Here is an 18,548-nt window from a genome sequence, read left to right as displayed (position 1 = left end):
AGCATTTTTGTTTTGCATCTGCGCTCTGGCCAGTTCGCTGTCGCGCAGAAGCCTGTGGGCAGCGCGCGCCAGCGCCTGCCATGCAAGTCTTTGCGCACTGTCGATCCCCCACGCTGACTTTTTTTGCTGGCTTTGCGCAGAACTTTGAGTCTGGGGCGAAGAGATTTCGTCAAGAAGGTGCCAAAAAGCGTTTGTGGGCCGGGTTTGGGCTTTCTAGAGCGTGTGATGCACTTTGCGCCCCCCGCGAGAGCACCCCGGCGTGTGCAGTGCAAGGCGCCGTTTGCGCCGCAGCCTGACGGGCTGCAAGGAAACGGCAACGCCGCAATGCGCATGCCGAGGCGCTCTCCCTTCGGGCTGACCCCAAAACCATGCACTCGCCGCGTTGGCTCACTTGCCAAGGCAGCCAGCCTTGGCCGCGCGCGCCGCCTTGCGATGACACGGTTTTGGGGCCAGCGCGGGGGGCGCAAAGTGCATCACACGCTCTAGAATGCCAAACTTCAAACCGTTGGTTGGGCCTCGCGCCTTTGCAGCGCCCCGGCCGGCGGCATTTTTTTGCAACGAACGATAAGGAGACTGACCGCATGGCCGCCACCAAAGCCACTTTCAATTGGGAAGACCCGCTGCTGCTGGACGCACAGCTGAGCGAGGACGAGCGCCAGGTGCGAGACGCGGCCCGCGCCTATTGCCAGGAGCAGCTGGCGCCGCGTGTGCAGATGGCGTTTCGCAATGAGCAGACCGATCCGGGCATCTTCCGTGAAATGGGCTCCATTGGCCTATTGGGCGCGACCATCCCCGAGCAATACGGCGGCGCGGGGCTGAACTACGTCAGCTACGGGCTGATTGCGCGCGAGGTCGAGCGCGTGGATTCGGGCTACCGCTCGATGATGAGCGTGCAGTCCTCGCTGGTGATGGTGCCCATCTACGAATTCGGCAATGAGGCCACGCGGCAGAAGTACCTGCCCAAGCTGGCCAGCGGCGAGTGGATCGGCTGCTTTGGCCTGACCGAGCCCAACCACGGCTCCGACCCGGGCTCCATGCTCACGCGGGCCCGCAAAGTCGATGGCGGCTATTCGCTCACGGGCAACAAGATGTGGATCACCAACAGCCCAATCGCCGATGTGTTCGTGGTCTGGGCCAAGGACGACGAAGGCCAGATCCGTGGCTTCGTGCTGGAAAAGGGTTGGAAGGGCCTGTCGGCGCCGGCCATCCACGGCAAGGTGGGGCTGCGCGCCTCCATCACCGGCGAGATCGTCATGGACGAGGTTTTCGTGCCCGAAGAAAACGCCTTCCCCGAGGTGCGCGGCCTCAAAGGGCCGTTCACCTGCCTGAACTCGGCGCGCTACGGCATCGCCTGGGGCGCGCTGGGCGCAGCCGAGGATTGCCTGCGCACCGCGCGCCAGTACACGCTGGACCGCAAGCAGTTCGGCCGCCCGCTGGCGGCCAATCAGCTGGTGCAGAAAAAGCTCGCCGACATGCTCAGCGAAATCCACATCGGCTTGCAGGCCTGCCTGCAGGTCGGCCGCCTCAAGGACGCAGGCCAGGCGCCGGTGGAGATCACCTCCATCATCAAGCGCAACTCTTGCGGCAAGGCGTTGGAGATTGCCCGCATGGCGCGCGACATGCTCGGCGGCAACGGCATCAGCGATGAATTTGGCGTGGCGCGCCATCTGGTCAACCTCGAAGTGGTCAACACCTACGAGGGCACGCACGACGTACACGCGCTGATCCTGGGTCGCGCCATCACCGGCATTGCCGCGTTTGCCAACTGACATCTGCCGGGCCTGCGCTTGCCGTAGGCGCTGGTCGTTCCGGGCGGCGCAGGCCGCCCGTTTTCATTTCCTGCCCAACAAGGAAGGACTGCACCATGACAGGCGCTCTCTCGCACATCCGCGTACTCGATCTCTCGCGCATCCTGGCCGGGCCGTGGGCTGGCCAATTGTTGGCCGACCTGGGCGCCGACGTCATCAAGGTCGAGCGTCCCGGCCAGGGCGATGACACGCGCCACTGGGGGCCGCCCTGGGCGCAGGATGCGCAGGGCCAGGCCAGTGACACCGCCTCCTATTTCCTCTGCGCCAACCGCAACAAGCGCTCCATCGCCATCGACATCACCCAGCCCCAGGGCCAGGCGCTGGTGCGCCAGCTGGCCGCCAAGGCCGACGTGCTGCTGGAGAACTACAAGGTCGGCGGGCTGAAAAAGTACGGGCTGGACTACGACAGCCTGGCTGCGCTCAACCCACGGCTGGTCTACTGCTCCATCACTGGCTTTGGCCAGACTGGCCCTTACGCGCCGCGCGCGGGCTACGACTTTCTCATCCAGGGCCTGGGCGGCTTGATGAGCGTGACCGGCCGCCCCGATGGCGAGCCCGGCGGCGGGCCGATGAAGGTGGGCGTGGCGTTGACCGACATCCTCACCGGCCTGTACGCCAGCAACGCCATCCTGGCCGCGCTGGCCTGGCGCGAGCACAGCGGCCAGGGCCAGCACATCGACATGGCGCTGCTGGACGTGCAGGTTGCCTGCCTGGCCAATCAGGCCCTGGGCCACCTGGCCACCGGCCAGGACCCGGCCCGCCTGGGCAATGCCCACCCCAGCATCGTGCCGTACCAGGACTTCCCCACCGCCGACGGCCACATGATTCTGGCCATTGGCAACGACGGCCAGTTCCAGCGCTTTTGCGCCGAAGCGGGCGCGCCCGAGTTGGCCGCCGATGCGCGCTTTGCCAGCAACGCCCAGCGCGTGCAGCATCGCGACGCGCTCATCCCCCTGCTGCAGGCCCTCACCCGCCAGCGCAGCACGGCCCAGTGGATTGCCGCGCTGGAGGCCAAGGCCGTGCCCTGCGGTCCCATCAACACGCTCTCGGGCGTGTTTGCCGATGCGCAAGTGCAGGCGCGCGGCATGGCCTTCACATTGCCCCATGCCCAGCTCGGCCAGGTACCGCAGGTGGCCTGCCCGATCAAGCTCTCGGCCACGCCCGTGCAAAACCGCCATGCCCCGCCAGCCATTGGCCAGCACACCGAGGCTGTGCTGCAGGAGCTGGGGCTGGATGCCGCCGCCATCGCCGCGCTGCGCGAACGGGGCGTGGTGTGATCGAGTGTGTGTGAGCTGGGTGGGTGAGCCAAGGCCACAGCCATAATTTTTGAAACCCGGAGTCCGATGATGAACAAGCCCCTTCGCCCTGGCCCGGCCGCAGGGCCGGACAAGCCCGACGCGCGGCGCTGGCTGGCGCTGGCGGTGCTCTCCAGCGCGTTGCTGCTCATCGTCATCGACATGACGGTGCTCTACACCGCCTTGCCCATCCTCACGCACGAGCTGCGCGCCAGCGCGGCGCAAAAGCTGTGGATCGTCAACATGTACCCGCTGGTGGTGGCCGGCCTGCTGCCGGGCACGGGCACGCTGGGCGACCGCTTGGGCCACCGGCGGGTGTTTGCGGCCGGGCTGGCGCTGTTTGGCCTGGCCTCGGTGTGGGCCGCGTACTCGCCCAGCGCGGCCTCGTTGATTGCCGCGCGCGCTGCACTGGCTTGCGGTGCGGCGTTGATGATGCCCGCCACGCTGGCGCTGATCCGCCTGACGTTTGTCGATGAGCGCGAGCGCGGCCTGGCCATTGGCATCTGGGCCTCCGTTGCTTCGGGCGGCGCGGCGTTGGGGCCGGTGCTGGGCGGTTTTTTGCTCACGCGGTTTTGGTGGGGCTCGGTCTTTCTCATCAATGTGCCGGCGGTGCTGCTCAGCCTGGGGCTGGTCTTTGCCGTCATCAGCCCCGATCGCCAGCGCCAGGGCGCAGGCCAGGCTCGCGCTGTGTGGGATTGGCCCAGCTCGCTGCTGGCCTTGCTGGGCATGCTGGGGCTGACCTATGCCATCCAGGCTGCTGCCCAGCTGCGCCCGCCCTGGGCGCAGCTGGCGCTGGCTGCGGCCGTGGGGCTGGCGCTGCTGTTGCTGTTCGTGCGGCGCCAGCAGCGCATCGCCCATCCGTTGATCGACTTTTCCCTGCTGCGCCTGCCTGGGCTTGGCAGCGGCGTGGCAGCGGCGCTGATGTGCTCCATCGCCTTCATCGGTTTCCAGCTCGTATTCAGCCAATGGCTGCAACTGGTGCGCGCGCTCAGCCCCTTGCAGGCCGGGCTGTACATGTTGCCCATGGCCCTGGCCTCATTCGTCGCCGGGCCGCTGGCGGGCGCGCTGGCCGGGCGGGGCGGGCCGCGCGTCGTCATCCTCGGCGGCATGGCGGTGTGCATGGCCGGGCTGCTGGGCACGCTGGCGCTTTATCAGGGCATGGGCTGGCCGCTGGTGGTGGCCTTGGCATTGCTGGGCGGCGGCTATGGCGTGGCGGTGACGGGGGCCTCATCGGCCGTCATGCTCGGCGCGCCCGAGGACAAGGCCGGCATGGCCGCGTCGATGGAGGAAGTCTCCTACGAGCTGGGCGGCCTGCTGGGCGTGGCGCTGCTGGGCAGCCTGATGACGGCGGTGTACGCCGCCAGCCTGCATTTGCCCGATGCGCCCGCATACGCCGCTCTGCCGCAGATTTACGACAGCCTGGATGAGGCGCGCCTGGCCGCCCAAACCTTGCCCGCGCCCTGGGCGGATGCGCTGCAGCAAGCGGCCAGCGCCGCGTTCGAGCGCGCCTTTGTGGCCGTGGCCAGCGCCAGCGCCGCATTGCTGGCCGCCACCTTGCTGGCGCTGTGGCTGTGGCAGCCCGAGCGGGGGGCGGAAAGTTCATAACACGCTCAAGGGCAAGGCGTGATGTGGGTGGGGCAAATGCCCGAGGCGCTGCGCTTCGTGCAAATCGTCCGTACCATGAAGGCCCTTCACGCCTCTTTGCACAGGAGACTCTTATGCAGACCTTCACCCTTCGCCGCCTGAGCCTGAGCTGCGCTGCTGCAGCGGCCCTGCTGGCTTCGCAGGGCGGGCATGCCGCCGATGATGGCAAGGCGCCAACAATGTCGACCGATGCCCAAGCCGCCGTGGCGGCGTCTGCCCAGGCCGTGGCCGGCCCGTTCAAGCATGCCGACTTGCCTTATGCGGCCGATGCGCTGGAGCCAGTCATCGACGCCCAGACCATGCAAATCCACTGGGGCCGCCACCATCGCGGCTATTACGACAACCTCAACCGCGCTGCTGCCGAAAACACAAAGCTGGCCCAGCTCAGCCTGGAGCAGCTGATGGCGCAGATCTCCCAGTTCCCCGCTGGCGTGCGCAACAACGGCGGCGGCGCCTGGAACCACGACTTCTTCTGGGCCAGCATGGCCCCGGTAGGCAAGGGCGGCCAGCCCTCGGCGCAATTGCTGCAAGCCATCGAGCGCGACTTTGGCTCGTTGCAGCAGATGCAGCAGGCCTTCAATGCCGCAGGCGGCAGCCGTTTTGGCTCCGGCTGGGTCTGGCTGATCGTGCAAGAAGGCAAGCTGGCCATCGGCTCCACCCCCAATCAGGACAACCCGCTCATGGACGTGGCCGAAGTGCGCGGCACGCCGCTGCTGGGCAATGACGTGTGGGAGCATGCCTACTACCTGCGCTACCAGAACAAGCGCGCCGATTACCTCAAGGCGTGGTGGCAGGTGGTGAACTGGAACGCCGTCAATCAGCGCTTTGCCCAGGCGCTGAAGCCGTAAGAACCTGTTCATGAATCTTTGTGCGGTGTGCAAGCAAGCGGATTGGGGCGATCTGCGGCTTGCGCATTGCTTCCCATCCCAAACCGCTTCTTGCCCATTCGCGCCGGGATTTTGAGCAGGTTCTCGACCGTTTTCGGGGGGAGACGGTCGGCATGATCGCCTGGCCAATGGGTTCACTTCCTTCGCACAGGCCCTTTGCCGGACGCGGCCGCATGCCCGGGTGGCCAGTGTCAGAATACGGGGCCATGAAAGGTATATTTTTTTCACGGGGCGCTCAGGCCAGCGTGCAGCGCTGGGCCTGCTTGCCCCTGGCAGGTGTCGCTGCGCTGGTGTTGACAGCGTGTGGCGCGCTGTCTGAGCAGCCGCGGCAGGCCCAGACGGAAGGTGTCGCAGCCCAGGCCGTGCCTGCAGGCGCTGCCGCAGGTGCCTCCAGCCTACCCGTCGCCCAGCGCCGCAGCAGCGCAGCCGATGCGATGACCGATGTGACCATGGACGCCGCCCCAGGCAGTGCCCAGCCTGCCGCCGATGCTGCCGCAGGCGGCGCTACGGATGTGGCGGCCGATGCGGCAGACGATGCCGCCGCCGACGATGCCGAGCTGCAACAGGGCGCGCAGGCGCCACTGTCTTTTACGGTGCAGGTGCGCAGCAGCCAGCGCGACATTGCCAAGCACTTGGAGCGCCACCTGGCGTTGCAACGCTATGTGCATTTCCCGGATTTGCGCGAGCTGGAGTTCAACCGGCTGATGGCCGAGGCCGATACCAATGCGCGCGATTTGCTCGCTGCGCTGGGGTATTTCAATCCACAGCTGGAGCTGCGCGTGGAGCAAGGCCAGGAGCAGGCGCCGCGCCGCATCGTGATCGAGGTCGATCCGGGGCCGCAGACCACGGTGGCCAGCCACCGCATCGAATTTGCCGAGCCCATGGCCAGCGATGCCCAGGCCCAGCCGCAGCGCGAGCGCATTGAGCGGCGCTGGTCGCTCAAGCCGGGCGATGCCTTCACGCAGTCGGCCTGGGACAGCGCCAAGAGCGAGGGGCTGCGCGTGCTGCAGCGCCGGCGCTACCCGACGGCGCAGATCGCCCACAGCCAGGCGCGCATTGACGCCGATGACAACCGCGCCACCCTGCACGTGGCCTATGACGCCGGCCCCCTGTACCGCTTTGGCCAGCTCAAGCTCACCGGCGTGCAGCGCTACGACGCCGAGGGCATTCGCAACATCGTGCGCCTGCCCATCGGCGCAGACTACAGCGAGGACGTGCTGCTCGACGCCCAGCAGCGCCTGGCCAGCAGCGGTTATTTCGAGTCGGCATTTCTGATGCTCGACACCGAAAACAGCGACCCCGAAAACGCCACGGTGATCGCGCAGCTGCGCGAGGCCAAGCTGCAAAAGGCCGTGTTCGGCCTGGGCCTGAGCACCGATGCCGGGCCGCGCCTGTCGTTCGACCACACACACAACCGGCTTTGGCCGCTGGGCTGGCGCGCGCTCAGCCAAATCGCGCTGGACGCAAAGAACCAGAAGGCTTCGACCCAGTGGACGGCCATGCCCAACCGCGCCGGTTGGTCGTGGTACATGGGCGCGGCGCTGGAGCGCGCCGATGCCGGCGACTTCAAGTCCCAAAGCCTGGCGCTGGTGGGCGGGCGCAGCAAGTCCGTGGGCCACATCGAGCGGCGCTACTACCTGCAGTACGACATGGGCCGGCTCGAAGGCGGCGATGCGCCGGGCAGCGCCTCGGCGCTGATGGCCAATTACGCCTGGACGGGGCGCTACTTCAACAACGACAGCAACCCCACGCGCGGCTACGGCCTGGGCGCGCAGGCTGGCCTGGGCATGACGCTGACGCCCTCGCAAGACCCTTTCCTGCGCCTGCACCTGCGCGGCATGTACTTCTGGCCCATGGGCGAGCGCAACGCCGCCGGGCGTCGCAGCCGCCTGGCGCTGCGCGGCGAGCTGGGCGCGGTGCTGGCCGATGACGATGTGGAAATCCCGCCAGCGCTGCTGTTTCTCACCGGCGGCGACACCACGGTGCGCGGCTACAGCTATCACAGCATCGGCACCCGCTCGCTGGCGGGCAAGCTCTACGGCGGGCGCTACATGGGCATTGGCAGCCTGGAGTGGCAGCGCCCCATCACGCTCATGGGCAACAGCGCCGATTGGGAGCATGCCGTGTTTCTCGACATGGGCACGGTGGCCGATCACTCCGGCCGCTCCGCGCTCTACACCGGCCTGGGCACGGGCATCCGCTGGAACAGCCCTGTTGGCCCCATGCAGGCAGACATCGCCTACGGCCTGAAAAAGCAGCAGCTGCGCTTGCACCTGCGCATGGGCTTTACTTTCTGAACAAGCGGCGCAGCGCGGCGCATGGCCCAGGGCCACGCCACGCTGCGCCGCCTGGCGCTTGAATGATGAACGATCACACTCGGGCGGATGCGCCGCCCACTGACCCCTCCATCGCCGCGGGCCGCGTGCCTGCGGCCCCGATCGCTGCTGGCCATGACCAGTCAGCGCGCCGCCCGCGCCGGCGCTGGCTGCGCGCCTTGCTGTGGCTGCTGCTGGGCCTGGTGCTGTTGCTGGCGCTGGCGGTGGGCGGGCTGTGGTGGTGGGCCAGCCGCGATGGCTCGCTGCCGCGCGCGCTGGCGCTGGCGCAGCGCTACCTGCCCGCCGGTCACACGCTCGACTACAGCCAGGCGCAAGGCTCCATCACCGGCGGCGGCCAGATCGGCACGTTGCAGTGGCAAATGCCCGGCGTGGCGCTGCACATCGACGATCTGCGGCTGGACTGGACGCTGTCCGAACTGCTGGGCCGCGCGCTGCACGTGCGCACTCTGCAGGCCGAGCGCTTGCATGTGCGCCTGACGCCCCAGCCCGATGCGCCGCCCCCGCCTGAGCAGCAACCCTTTGTCATGCCCGACTCTCTGGCCCTGCCGCTGCGCAGCGTGCAATTGCCGCTGCAGGTGCAGACTTTGGAGATCGAAACCGTTGATGCCACAGGCCAAAGCCAGAGCCAGGTGCTGCAAGACCTGCGCGCGCACTACCGCTATGACGCGCCCTGGCACGCGTTGCAGCTGCACAGCCTGCACTATGGCCAAAGCCAGGCTCAGGGCCTGGTGCGGCTGCACGCCCAGCAGCTTGATCTACAGGCCACGCTGGGCGCCTGGCTGCACGACGTGGTGCCCCAGACGCCGCAGACCATGCAGGCCCTGCTGACGGCCGAGGGCACGCTGGCCGGCGGGCCCGATGCCCAGCTGCAATTGCAACTGCAGGCGCAGGAGCGCGCCGCCACCGCCAGCGCCCCGGCCGATCTGCTGGCCGCCTGGGCTGTGGAGGCAGCAGAGACGGCAGCAGAGGCGAGCAAGGCCGCGCAGAGCAGCGCCCCGCAAGCTGCGGCGGCCACAGATTCGGCCCCCCAAACAGCGGCCAAGACGCCAGCCAAGCCAGCGGTCAAGCCAGCCGCCAGCGCCGCAGCGCAGGCGCAATTGCAGCTGCAGGCCCAGATCCACCCCTGGCGCCGCCTGCCGCTGGGCCAAAGCCGCGTGCAGTTGGCGCACATCAACGCCCAGGCCTTCCATGCCCAGGCCCCGGCCACCGATTTGTACGGCACGCTGACGCTGGCGCCGCAAAACCCAGCCCCGGCGGCGCAGGCGCAAGATCCGTGGGCCGCGCCCTGGCAACTGCAGGCCGAAATCGACAACCGCCAGCCCGGCAACTGGGATGCGCAGCAACTGCCTGTGCGCCGCCTGCAGGCGTTGCTGCACTATGCCCCTGAGGCCGTGCGCATCGAACAGGCCACCGTGGAACTCGAAGGCAGAGCCCCAGCCGGTCGGCTGCAACTGAGTGGCCAGGCCGATCCGCAGCGCTGGAATACGGCCGAGCTGGATCTGGCGCTGCACGCCATTGACCTGCAGGCCCTGCAGGCCAGCCTGCCGCACACGCGCCTGAGCGGCCAGGCCAAGCTGCGCCCGGCCCCAGGCACACCCTTGGCCCAGGCGCCAGATGGCGCACCACATGGCGCGCAGCCCGATTGGCTGCAATCGCCCTGGCAGATCGACGCCGAGCTGCGCAACGCCCAGGCTGGGCCATTGGATCGGCAGCGCCTGCCACTGGCGCAGCTGCTGACGCAACTGCAGATCGCGCCCGAGCGCTGGAGCGTCCAAACCCTGCAGGCGCACTTTGGCGCCGCTGCCGCCAGCGCGGAGACTGCGGCCCAGGCCGGGCCGGCGCACCTGCAACTGCAAGGCCACTTCGCGCCGCAAACCCAGGCCCTGGCCGTGCAAGGCGAGCTGCAGCAACTGCCGCTGCAGGCCGTGCACGGCGAGCTGGCCAGCGCGCAAGCGCCCAGCCTGAGTGGGGCGTTCTCCGCCCAGGGGCAGCTGGAGCAGGACATCGCCTTCGAGGCCGATATCCGTGGCACTGGCGCGGCCCAGGCTGGGTCGGGCGCAGCCTGGGCCGTGCGCACCATCCAGGCCAAGGGCCGCTGGCAGCCGCAGCTGCTGGACGTGCAGCAGCTGCAGCTGGATGCGTTGGGCGCAAAGGTCGAGGCCAGCAAACTGCAGGTGGCCCTGCCTGCGGCCGAGCGCATCGAGGCCGTGCTCAGTGCCAGCGCGCCCGGTCTGAGCCTGCAGGCCGACACGGCCATGCAGCAGGCCGCAGGCGCAGGCAAGCTGGCGCTGCAGGTGGCCTCGGCCGAGCAACTGCTGGCCTGGCTGCGCGGGATGCCCGTGGTCGGTGCGGCCTTGCCGCCGCTGCAGGCCCAAGGCGCGTTGCAGTTCGAGGCCGATTGGAATGGCGGCTGGCAGCAGTGGCTGCAAGGCCTGCAAAAGCCCGCTGCCCATCCGCAGCTGCGCCTGGCTGCCAAGGCGCACAGCCAGGGCCTGCGCATCGTGCTGCCCGCTGCCGACAGCCCCGCGCAGGCCCAAACCAAGGCCAAAGGCAAAACTCAGAAGAAAACGCCTGCCAAACCAGCGAGCCAGGCCCCGGGCACGCAACTGGCCATCCGGGCCTTGCAACTGCAGCTCGAAGGCAATCTGGCTGCCGCCACACTGGCCTTGCATGGTGATGTGCGCGCCAACGATGCGCAGGCCGTGCTGGATGCGCGCGCGCGTATGAGTCAAGCCCAGGCTACGGGCGGCGCAAGCGCCGCCTGGGATATTGCCATCGAGCAACTGGCTGCAGCCGCCACGCTGCCCGGCCAGACCGGGCCTTGGCGCTTGCAAGTGGCCGATGGCCTGCGCCTGAAGCTGCACAACGGCCAGGCGCTGCGCGTGGATGCCACGGCCGGCCAGGCCAGCCTGACGCCGCCGGCGCAGGTGGCCCGCCAGGGCGAGGCGCTGCAGCTGCGTTGGGAGCCGCTGCAATGGCAGCAGCGCCCAGGCGGCGCCATGCAGTTGCAAAGCCGCGGCCAGTTCAGCGGCCTGGTGGTTGGCTGGGTCGATGCGCTGCTGCCGCAGCAGCGCCCCTTGCAGGCTGCGGGCCTGCACTCCAGCCTGGTGCTGCAAGGCAATTGGGACATCGACATGGGCCAGCAGTTGCGCGTGCAGGCCGCGCTGCAGCGCAGCAGCGGTGAGCTGTGGCTGGGCGAGCCATCGGCCGCGCAGGCCGCAGCGGCCGTGGCCCCCGGCACGACGGTGCAAAGCAACGCACCGCGCCGGCGCGGCGTGGCCGCAGGCATCAAGAATCTGGCGCTGCGCCTGCAATCGCAGGGTGAGCAGTTGCAGGCCACGCTCGATTGGGACACCGAGCGCGCTGGCACCGTGCAGGCGCAGGTGCAGACGCGGCTGGCCAAGCAGGGCGGCGGCTGGGCCTTGCCAGCCGATGCGCCGTTGGACGGCCGCGTGCAGGCCAAGGTGCAGGATTTGGGCGTTTGGGCTGGCTTGGCCCCACTGGGCTGGCGCATTGCCGGCGCGCTGGAGGCCGACGTGCGGCTGGCTGGCACGCTGCAGGCGCCGCAGTTGCAGGGGCCCATCCGGGCGCGCCAGCTCAATGTGCGCTCGGTGCTCGATGGGGTGGACTTGCACGATGGTCGCCTTGAGGCCCAGCTCCAGGGCAGTCGCCTGCAGATCGAAGAACTGGTGCTGCACGGCGGCACGGGCAGCAATGCCTACGTGCCCGGCCTGAGCGGCAACCGCACGCCTGCGCCGGTGGAGCGCGGCCGCATGGTGGCCAGCGGCGTGCTCGACTGGAGCGGCGCGGCCGGGGCCGCCGGCACGGGCCTGGCGCTGGATGTGAAGGCGCAGCTGGAGCAAATGCAGGTGTTGGTGCGCAACGATCGGCAAATGAGCCTGAGCGGCACGCTGCAGGCGGCGCTGGCTGATGGCGCGCTGCGCGTGCGCGGCGACGTGCGGGTCGATCGCGCTGCCATCACCTTGCCCGAATCCCAAGCGCCAGTGCTGGGCGACGACGTGCTGGTGGTGCGCCGTGGCGTGCCGCAAGATCAGGTCGCGCCCAAGAGCGCGAAGCAACGGGCCGAGGAAAAGGCCGAGAAGCAGGCCGAGCAGGAAGAGGGCGAGCAACCGCGCGGCCAGCTGAAAACGGCCAAGCCCATGGATTTGCGCATTCAGCTTGACCTGGGGCGCGATTTCGCGTTGCAGGGCTACGGCATCACCACGCGTCTGGAAGGCAATCTGACCGTGACCAGCACTGCCAAGGGGCCGGGGCCGGTGAGCGTGGTCGGCGAGATTCGCACCGACGAGGGCCGTTACCGCGCCTGGGGCCAGGCGCTGAATGTGGAGCGCGGCGTGGTGCGCTTCAATGGCCCGTACGCCAACCCCTCCATCGACATGCTGGCGGTGCGCCCGAACATCGACGTGCGCGCCGGCGTGCGCGTCACCGGCACGGCGCAGGCGCCGCGTGTGCGGCTGTACTCCGAGCCTTCGCTGCCCGAGTCCGAGGCCTTGTCCTGGGTCGTGCTGGGGCGTGCGCCGGGCGCGGGTTCGGGCGGCGGCAACGCCATGCAGCAGGCGGCGCTGGGCTTGCTCGCTGGCAGCGTGGGCGACAGCCTGGCCGGTGGCCTGGGCTTTGACGAAGTGGGCCTGAGCCAGAGCGGGGTCTCCATCGGCAAGCGCCTGTCTGACCAGCTCTACATCACCTACGAGGCCGGTCTGTCAGGCGCTGCCAGCACGCTGTACGTGTTCTATGACATCACGCGGCGGCTGACGGCGCGCGGCCAAACGGGCCAGACCAGCGCGGTGGATTTGATCTACACCATCAGCTACGACTGAGCCACACCCAGCCATACGATCAAGCCCTGCTGCGGCAGGGCTGCCGACATCCTTGCGCCATGACCCATCCTGTTTTCGAAGCGCTGTTGCCAGTGGTGCTGCTGATCGCCCTGGGCTACTGCGTGGGCCGCAAGGGCTGGGTGGGCGCGGCGGCCACCAAGGATTTGTCCAATCTGGTGTTTTTGGTGCTGGCGCCGGCGCTGCTGTTTCGCACCATGAGCGGCGTGCGCGTGCAGGACATCGACTTCCGCCCGGTGCTGGTGTACTTCGGCGCCATGTGGCTGGTGTTCGGCGCGGTGCTTTGGCGCTTGGGGCTGACGCGCCGCGCCGCCGTGCTGGGCCTGGCGGCCACCTTTTCCAACACCTTGATGATCGGCGTGCCGCTGGTGGGCCTGGCCTATGGCCAGCAGGGGCTGGTGACGCTGTTTGCGCTGGTCTCGCTGCACGCCTTTGTGATGCTGACCATGGTGACCGTGGTGCTGGAATTTGCCGTGTTGGCCGAGCAGCAGCGCGCTGCAGGCGGCAGCGCGGCCGCTGCGCTGCACTGGCCGGCGCGGCTGCGCAAGCTGGCGCTGACGGTGGCGCGCGCCGGCCGCGCTTCGCTGCTGCACCCGGTGCCGCTGCCCATCCTCTGCGGCCTGCTGTTTGCGCAGACCGGCCTGCAGCTGCCAGGTGTGATCGACCGGCCGCTGCAGCTGCTGGGCGCGGCCTTTGGCCCGGTGGCGCTGCTGCTGGTGGGCATCAGCCTGGCGGGCACGGCCCTGGGCGGCCATTGGCGCGTGGCGCTGGGCCTGATGCTGATGAAAAACCTGCTGCACCCGCTGGTGCTGGCGCTGCTGGGGCTGGCCCTGGGCTTTGCCGGCGTGCCTTTTGCAGTGATGGTGCTGGCCGCCAGCCTGCCCATTGGCGCCAACGTTTACCTGTACGCCATGCGCTACCGCGTGGCCGAGGAGGAAGTCACGGCCGCCATTGCCATGTCCACCATGCTGGGCGTGGCCACGGTGGCGCTGGTCATGGCCTTGGTGCCGTATTTGCCGTAGGGTCAGCACGCCGCGCTGCGCACTGTCCTGCTGGATTCGAGCAGGCCTTGCCGAGCGGCTTTGGGCAGGCGCTCAGCCCATGGCCCACTGCGTGAGGGTGTGGATGACCAGCCCCACCAGGCCGCCCACCAGCGTGCCGTTGATGCGGATGTATTGCAGGTCGCGGCCCAGGTGGGTTTCCACCTCCTCGATCAGCTCGCGCGTGTCCCACTGGCCGACGCGCTCGCTGATGTAGCGGCGGATGGCCGGGCGGTAGCGCTCGACGATCTGCGGGCCCAGCTCCTGCACCTGCGCGTTGAGCCATTGCTGCATTTGCGGGTTGTCTTGCAGCTCGCGCCCCAGGTGGGTGATGCCGGCGATCAGGCGCTGGTGCAGGCTGGAGTGCGGGTCCTGTACGTCGCGCTCCAGCCAGCGCAGCAGGTCGCCCCAGAGCGCCTGCAGATACTCGTTCAGGGCCGGGTGTTGCAGCAGGTCGTCGCGCACCTGGTTGGCTTTTTGCTGCAGCTGCGGGTCGTTGCGCAGGCGCTCGATCCAGTCGCGCACGGCGCGGTCCAGGCGCTGGCGCAGCGGGTGCTCGGGCGACTCGCCCATCTCGGCCAGGTTGCGTGCGATAGCTGCGACGATCTTGCGCGTGGTCAGGCGCGCGGCGGCCTGGTCCAGCGCCAGGTAGCGCAGCGCGCGCAGCTCGCGCGCAATGGCCTGGGTGATGTGCTGTTGGGCGCTGTCGCTTTCGACCACGCCGGCCAGCTGGGTCAGCATTTCGTCGAGCAGGCTCTGGTGGCGCTGCTCGGCGGTGAGCGCATCGAGCACTGCGGCGCTGCTGTGTGAGACGTCGATCTGCTGCAGTGCGGTGCGCACGTTGCGCGTGAAGAAGCTGCGCACGCGCTCGTCGTCCAGCGCCGTCAGCCCAAATTGCGCCGTGGCCACCATGGGCTGCACCAGCGTGCGGGCGTTGTCTGGTTGCTGCAGCCATTGCGCCAGCCAGGGCGCAGCATTCCAGCGGAGCAGGCGCTCGCGCACATGCTGGCCGCTGAGGAAGTTGCGGTCGAGGAAATCGGCCAGGCCCGTGCCCAAGCGCTGCTGGTTTTTGGCCAGCACCGCCGTGTGAGGAATGGGCAAGCCCATGGGATGGCGAAACAATGCCACGACGGCAAACCAATCGGCCAGCGCACCGACCATGCCTGCCTCGGCAAAGGCTGCCACATACGGCCAGGCCGGGTGCTGTGCACTCAAGGCAGTGGCAACAATGTAGGTGATGGTGACGATGAGCAGCAGGAACAGGGCAATGGAATGTCGCATGGCTGAAAAATGGTGCAGTGGCGGTGCGGTGGGCAAGGGAACTCAAGGGTTGCATCTTGCCAGAGCCTGCTGCGGCCGCAGCAATGGCCGCCAGGCGGTGCTGGCATTGCAATGGTGGTATCGTGCGCCAAGCCTTCGAGCAGGCTCTTGACTCCACGAGACACCCCTCTGATTTATGAAGCTGATTGATTCCATCGTTGACCAGGCGCAGGAGCTGGTGGCATTGCGCAAGGACATCCACGCCCACCCGGAGCTGGGTTTTGAAGAACACCGCACGGCCGAGTTGGTCGCCCAGCGCCTGACGCAGTGGGGCATCCCCGTGCACCGTGGCCTGGGGGTGACCGGGGTGGTGGGCATCGTGCACGGCCGCGATGGCGGCGCCAGCGGCAAGGCCATCGGCCTGCGCGCCGACATGGATGCGCTGCCCATGCAAGAGTTCAACACCTTTGAGCACGCCAGCCAGACGCCGGGCAAGATGCACGCCTGCGGCCACGATGGCCACACGGCCATGCTGCTGGCAGCGGCGGCGCACTGGGCGCATGGCCGCCACCGTGATTTCGACGGCACGGTGTATTTGATCTTTCAGCCGGCCGAGGAAGGCGGCGGCGGCGCGCGGGAGATGGTGCAGCAGGGCCTGTTCGAGCAATTCCCGATGGATGCAGTCTTTGGCATGCACAACTGGCCGGGTATGCCGGTGGGCAGCATGGCTGTGGGCGCCGGGCCGGTGATGGCTTCGTCCAACGAGTTCTGCGTGCGCATCCGTGGCAAGGGCGGGCACGCCGCAATGCCCAATCTGGCCGTGGATCCGGTGCCCGTGGCCTGCCAGATGGTGCTGGCCTTTCAGACCATCGTCAGCCGCAACGTCAAGCCGCTGGACACGGCCGTGTTGTCGGTGACCATGGTGCATGGCGGCGAGGCCAACAACGTCATCCCCGATGCCTGTGAGTTGCACGGCACGGTGCGCACCTTCCGCACCGAGGTGCTGGACCTGGTCGAGGCGCGCATGCGCAAGCTGGCGCTGGACATCGGCAGCGCTTTCGATTGCGAGGTGGAGTTCGTTTTCGAGCGCAATTACCCGGCCACCGTCAACAGCGAGGCCGAGGCGGCGCTGGCGCAGCGCGTCATGCACGACATGCTCGGCCCCGAGCACACCCTGGTGCAAGAGCCGTCGATGGGGGCGGAGGATTTCTCCTTCATGCTGCTGGAAAAGCCCGGCGCCTATTGCTTCATCGGCAATGGCGATGGCGGGCACCGCGTGGAGGGCCATGGCGTGGGCCCTTGCCTGCTGCACAACCCCAGCTATGACTTCAACGATGCGCTGATCCCGCTGGGCGGCAGCTACTGGGTGCGCTTGGCCGAGCGCTGGTTTGCCGAGCAGGCCAGTCAGTAATGGTTTGACTGGATGGAGCATGCACCGGGCGCCTTGAGGCGCCCGTGGTGTTTTAGGGCCGGGGCCGTGCTTTCAGCGCCCGGTGCCGCCGCTGGCCTGCGGCGGCTGCAGGCCGTAGTCGGCGTCCTTCCACTGCGCGGGGCGGCTGGTGTTGGCCACGGCCTGCATCAGCGAAGGCATCATGGTGTCGCCGTGCGTCAGGTCGGGCCAGAGCTGGAACTGGGCCTGCAGCCCAGGCCAGCGCAGCGCGGCCAGTTGCTGGGCCATCTCGCGCGCGCGGGTGATTTGCAGGCGCACCGTGTGGCGCTGGCCGGTGGGCGGCGCATGGGCCGGGCGGCCTTGGGCGCTGGGCTCTTCGAGCGAGCCTGCGTAAAGGAACACCTGAGCCTGACCGCTGGGCTGTGCGCCACCGTACTGGCTGGCATAGCGCTGCGTGAAGCGGGCCTGCTCTTGCAGCAGGTAGGCGTCGTGCCACCAGATCGATGGGCTGGCGGCGTAATACTGGCCAAACAGCGCCGGGCGGGTAAACAGCGCATGCAGCACGAACAGCCCGCTGAGCGAATGGCCGAACAGGCCCAGGCGCTGCCTGTTCAGCGGCAGGCGTTGCGCCCAGTCGGCCAACAGCACGTGCTCCAGAAAATCCAGCAAGCGATCAGCGCCGCCTTCGGGCGCCTGCACGCCTGGTGCGGGCGGGGTGTAGTCGCGGCGGCGGCTGGTGGCATCGAACAAAGCATCGCCAGGGTGGCCGATGCCGATGATGACGCTGGGCTGGCCGCGCACATAGACTGGGCGCGTTTGCTGCAGCCGCGCCCATTGCGCCGCCAGCGGGAAGATGGCATTGCCGTCCAGTACAACCAGCGCCGGGTAGCCTTCGGGCGGGGCGGGTTGTTCGGGCATTTGCAACCAGATGCGCCAGCGCTGGCCGCTGGCGTGGTCTTCCCAATCGAACCAGCCGGCCCCGTCGATGCGCGCTGGGTGCATGGGCAGATCGGCCAGGGGGTGGGGCGAGGGCAGGGGGCTTGCTGAGGACATGGGTGGGCGCGGGCCTGTGCAGCCGCTCAAGGCCAGGCCGGCGCCCAGCCCCAGGCCAATGCGCAAGGCGGCGCGGCGTGAGGCGGTAAAGGGCAGGGCGGTGGCAAGGGGGCTGTTGGGCATGGTGGTGAATGTGAGAACAGGCTTTTACAGCGCCAGCGCGTAGCCGATGGTCAGCGGTGCGTGGTCGGAGAACTTCTGCCCTTTGTAGATCGACTCGGTGCGCGCCTGCGCGGCCAGCGCTGGCGTGGCCAGGTGGTAGTCCAGGCGCCAGCCCACGTTGTTGGCGTAGGCCTGGCCGCGATTGCTCCACCAGGTGTAGCAGCTGTCGGTGGCCTCGGGCTGCAGCGTGCGGTAGACGTCCACCAGCGGTTCGCGGTGCTCATCGCGCTCGCTCAGCAGCTTGGTCATCCAGGCCCGCTCCTCGGGCAGAAAGCCGCTGTTCTTCTGATTGCTGCGCCAGTTTTTCAGGTCAATGGCTTGGTGCGCGATGTTGATGTCGCCGCACAGGATGAACTCGCGCTGCCGTTGCAAGGCGTTCAGATAGGGGAAGAAGCCATCGAGAAAACGGTACTTGGCCGCCTGACGCTCTTCGCCGGATGAGCCGCTGGGAAAGTAGGCGCTGATGATGGACAGGCGCCGCGTCGGGGTGTCAAAGCGCAGTTCGATGCAGCGCCCTTCGGCGTCAAACTCGCCCTGATCCCAGCCGTAGCGCACGTCGCTGGGCGTATGGCGCGTGTAGATGCCTACGCCCGAATAGCCTTTTTTCTGTGCCAGGTGGAAGTAACCTTGCATGCCCGCCAGGCAGGTCAGCTGGGCTTTTTCCAGGTCGGGCAGTTGCGCCTTGACTTCCTGCACACACATACAATCCGGGCGCTTTTCCTCCAGCCACGGCACCAGCCCTTTGCTGACGGCCGAGCGAATGCCATTGAGGTTGAGGCTGGTGAGCTGGAACAAATCGTTGGACATGCAAGCGTGC

At 68.2% G+C, this 18,548-nt stretch carries 11 protein-coding genes; 8 read left to right on the top strand and 3 right to left on the bottom strand.

Annotated features, from left to right (window positions below; all coding sequences use genetic code 11):
* Positions 1–581 precede the first annotated feature (581 nt).
* From CLI93_RS13230 to CLI93_RS13200, 7 genes are all read left to right on the top strand, one after another.
* Positions 582–1,769, top strand: coding sequence for an acyl-CoA dehydrogenase (locus CLI93_RS13230; RefSeq protein ID WP_095543088.1), 1,188 nt, complete (start codon positions 582–584; stop codon positions 1,767–1,769).
* A gap of 95 nt (positions 1,770–1,864) precedes the next feature.
* On the top strand, positions 1,865–3,085 hold the full coding sequence (locus CLI93_RS13225) for a CaiB/BaiF CoA transferase family protein (protein ID WP_095543089.1): 1,221 nt from the start codon (positions 1,865–1,867) through the stop codon (positions 3,083–3,085).
* A 69-nt stretch (positions 3,086–3,154) separates the two neighbouring features.
* Positions 3,155–4,708, top strand: coding sequence for an MFS transporter (locus tag CLI93_RS13220; RefSeq protein WP_095996010.1), 1,554 nt, complete (start codon positions 3,155–3,157; stop codon positions 4,706–4,708).
* Between the two features lie 113 nt (positions 4,709–4,821).
* Positions 4,822–5,595, top strand: a complete 774-nt coding sequence (locus CLI93_RS13215) for a superoxide dismutase (protein WP_429001317.1) — start codon at positions 4,822–4,824, stop codon at positions 5,593–5,595.
* Between the two features lie 245 nt (positions 5,596–5,840).
* Positions 5,841–7,931, top strand: a complete 2,091-nt coding sequence (locus CLI93_RS13210) for an autotransporter assembly complex protein TamA (RefSeq protein WP_172424323.1) — start codon at positions 5,841–5,843, stop codon at positions 7,929–7,931.
* Positions 7,932–7,996: 65 nt separating this feature from the next.
* Positions 7,997–12,808, top strand: coding sequence for a translocation/assembly module TamB domain-containing protein (locus CLI93_RS13205; protein ID WP_143326439.1), 4,812 nt, complete (start codon positions 7,997–7,999; stop codon positions 12,806–12,808).
* Between the two features lie 59 nt (positions 12,809–12,867).
* Entirely contained in the window at positions 12,868–13,848 is a 981-nt protein-coding gene (locus tag CLI93_RS13200; RefSeq protein WP_095540616.1) for an AEC family transporter, read from the top strand.
* A gap of 72 nt (positions 13,849–13,920) precedes the next feature.
* On the opposite strand, the gene CLI93_RS13195 is transcribed toward CLI93_RS13200, so the two are convergent.
* A complete protein-coding gene (locus tag CLI93_RS13195; RefSeq protein ID WP_095543092.1) occupies positions 13,921–15,147 on the bottom strand; it encodes a DUF445 domain-containing protein in 1,227 nt (408 codons plus the stop codon).
* Between the two features lie 175 nt (positions 15,148–15,322).
* Between CLI93_RS13195 and CLI93_RS13190 the strand changes: the two genes are divergently transcribed.
* A complete protein-coding gene (locus tag CLI93_RS13190; RefSeq protein ID WP_095543093.1) occupies positions 15,323–16,537 on the top strand; it encodes a M20 aminoacylase family protein in 1,215 nt (404 codons plus the stop codon).
* Between the two features lie 72 nt (positions 16,538–16,609).
* Here the strand turns inward: CLI93_RS13190 and CLI93_RS13185 are convergent, their stop codons facing one another.
* Together CLI93_RS13185 and CLI93_RS13180 are read right to left on the bottom strand one after the other, a co-directional pair.
* Positions 16,610–17,692 carry an alpha/beta hydrolase gene (locus tag CLI93_RS13185; RefSeq protein ID WP_095543094.1) on the bottom strand — a complete coding sequence of 361 codons (1,083 nt, stop codon included), beginning with the start codon at positions 17,690–17,692 and terminating at the stop codon, positions 16,610–16,612.
* A 24-nt stretch (positions 17,693–17,716) separates the two neighbouring features.
* A complete protein-coding gene (locus CLI93_RS13180) occupies positions 17,717–18,538 on the bottom strand; it encodes an exodeoxyribonuclease III (protein ID WP_172424324.1) in 822 nt (273 codons plus the stop codon).
* Between the last annotated feature and the right edge of the window lie 10 nt (positions 18,539–18,548).

The organism is Vandammella animalimorsus, assembly GCF_002288875.1.
In the GTDB taxonomy this organism is placed as follows: Bacteria; Pseudomonadota; Gammaproteobacteria; order Burkholderiales; family Burkholderiaceae_C; genus Lampropedia; species Lampropedia animalimorsus.
Note: the sequence above shows the minus strand (reverse complement) of the source record. Positions and strands in the feature narration are given on the sequence as shown.

Bases quoted from the DNA above. Each gene is read 5' to 3' on its own strand.
- CLI93_RS13230 (WP_095543088.1), top strand. From the start codon at position 582: ATGGCCGCCACCAAAGCCACTTTCAATTGGGAAGACCCGCTGCTGCTG.
- CLI93_RS13225 (WP_095543089.1), top strand. From the start codon at position 1,865: ATGACAGGCGCTCTCTCGCACATCCGCGTACTCGATCTCTCGCGCATC.
- CLI93_RS13220 (WP_095996010.1), top strand. From the start codon at position 3,155: ATGAACAAGCCCCTTCGCCCTGGCCCGGCCGCAGGGCCGGACAAGCCC.
- CLI93_RS13215 (WP_429001317.1), top strand. From the start codon at position 4,822: ATGCAGACCTTCACCCTTCGCCGCCTGAGCCTGAGCTGCGCTGCTGCA.
- CLI93_RS13210 (WP_172424323.1), top strand. From the start codon at position 5,841: ATGAAAGGTATATTTTTTTCACGGGGCGCTCAGGCCAGCGTGCAGCGC.
- CLI93_RS13205 (WP_143326439.1), top strand. From the start codon at position 7,997: ATGAACGATCACACTCGGGCGGATGCGCCGCCCACTGACCCCTCCATC.
- CLI93_RS13200 (WP_095540616.1), top strand. From the start codon at position 12,868: ATGACCCATCCTGTTTTCGAAGCGCTGTTGCCAGTGGTGCTGCTGATC.
- CLI93_RS13195 (WP_095543092.1), bottom strand. From the start codon at position 15,147: ATGCGACATTCCATTGCCCTGTTCCTGCTGCTCATCGTCACCATCACC.
- CLI93_RS13190 (WP_095543093.1), top strand. From the start codon at position 15,323: ATGAAGCTGATTGATTCCATCGTTGACCAGGCGCAGGAGCTGGTGGCA.
- CLI93_RS13185 (WP_095543094.1), bottom strand. From the start codon at position 17,692: ATGCCCAACAGCCCCCTTGCCACCGCCCTGCCCTTTACCGCCTCACGC.
- CLI93_RS13180 (WP_172424324.1), bottom strand. From the start codon at position 18,538: ATGTCCAACGATTTGTTCCAGCTCACCAGCCTCAACCTCAATGGCATT.